We start from the raw sequence: 1167 nt of genomic DNA, 5'->3' as shown, positions 1-1167 counted from the left end.
CTACCACGTGATGAGCGCCGACGGCGTGCGCCAGGATGTCGAGTGGGAGCGGTTCAAGGCTGTGTTGGCGCAGACCTATTCGATCAGCGGCGAAGAGCTCGACGCGCTGGCCGCCGCCGGCGAGCGGGCCGACAATGAGGCGATAGACCTCTATGCCTTCACCAGCGTGCTGAAGCGCCATCTCGACGCCGAGGCGCGCAAGGCGTTCGTCGGCCTGATGTGGGAGATCGTCTATGCCGACGGCGAACTGCACGAGCTGGAGGACAACACGGTGTGGCGCGTCGCCGAGCTGATCGGCGTCGAGCGGCGCGACCGCGTCGAGGCGCGCCAGAAGGCCGCCGCGCAGGCGCCCGGCGCTCGCGGAACCCCAAGTGACGAATAGACTGGGCGACGAATAGACAGGGGTTCCGCCTTCCGATGCCGCCGAGACCGCGTTCGAAACCAAAGATCCTGATCGTGCTGCATCAGGAGAGTTCGAGCCCCGGTCGCGTCGGCCACATGCTTCTGGAAGAAGGCTTCGATCTCGACATCCGCCGGCCGCCGCTCGGCGATGAATTGCCGGGCACGCTGGACGGCCATGCCGGAGCGGTGGTGTTCGGCGGGCCAATGAGCGCCAATGACGAGGACGATTTCGTCCGCCGCGAGACCAACTGGCTCAACATTCCGCTGAAGGAGAACCGGCCATTGCTCGGCATCTGCCTGGGCGCGCAGATGCTGGTCAACCATCTCGGCGGCAAGGTCGAGGGCCACGGCGAGGGGCTGGTCGAGATCGGCTGGTATCCGCTGAAGGCGACCGAGGCCGGCAAGAAGCTGATGCACTGGCCGGAGATGGTCTACCAGTTCCATCGCGAGGGTTTTTCGCTGCCGAAGGATGCGACGCTCTTGGCGACGGCCGAGACCTATCCCAACCAGGCCTTCCGCTATGGCGACAATGCCTGGGGCATCCAGTTCCATGGCGAACTGACCCGGGTGATGATGCAGCGCTGGGTGGTGCGCGGCGCGCACCGCTTCGAACTGCCCGGCGCGCAGCCCGGCCGCGACCATCTCGGCGGCCGGCTGATCTGGGACATGCATCTGAAACGCTGGCTGGGCGAATTCCTGGGGCTGATCTTCGGCAAGCCGGCGGTGGGGTAAAGACCAATTGCTTTGAGCAGCGGAGCTTGACCT

General features: G+C 65.7%; 2 protein-coding genes. Both read left to right on the top strand.

The window, feature by feature from the left end:
- Positions 1-382, top strand: a 382-nt coding sequence (locus tag EN738_RS34465; protein WP_127287386.1) for a TerB family tellurite resistance protein, incomplete at its 5' end; no start/stop codon positions are given.
- Between the two features lie 35 nt (positions 383-417).
- On the top strand, positions 418-1134 hold the full coding sequence (locus EN738_RS34460; protein ID WP_127287384.1) for a glutamine amidotransferase: 717 nt from the start codon (positions 418-420) through the stop codon (positions 1132-1134).
- Positions 1135-1167 lie beyond the last annotated feature (33 nt).

The organism is Mesorhizobium sp. M4B.F.Ca.ET.017.02.2.1 (assembly GCF_003998955.1).
Taxonomy (GTDB): domain Bacteria; phylum Pseudomonadota; class Alphaproteobacteria; order Rhizobiales; family Rhizobiaceae; genus Mesorhizobium; species Mesorhizobium abyssinicae.
Note: the sequence above shows the minus strand (reverse complement) of the source record. Positions and strands in the feature narration are given on the sequence as shown.

Coding starts and splice junctions, on each gene's coding strand:
- EN738_RS34460 (WP_127287384.1), top strand. CDS start 418: ATGCCGCCGAGACCGCGTTCGAAACCAAAGATCCTGATCGTGCTGCAT.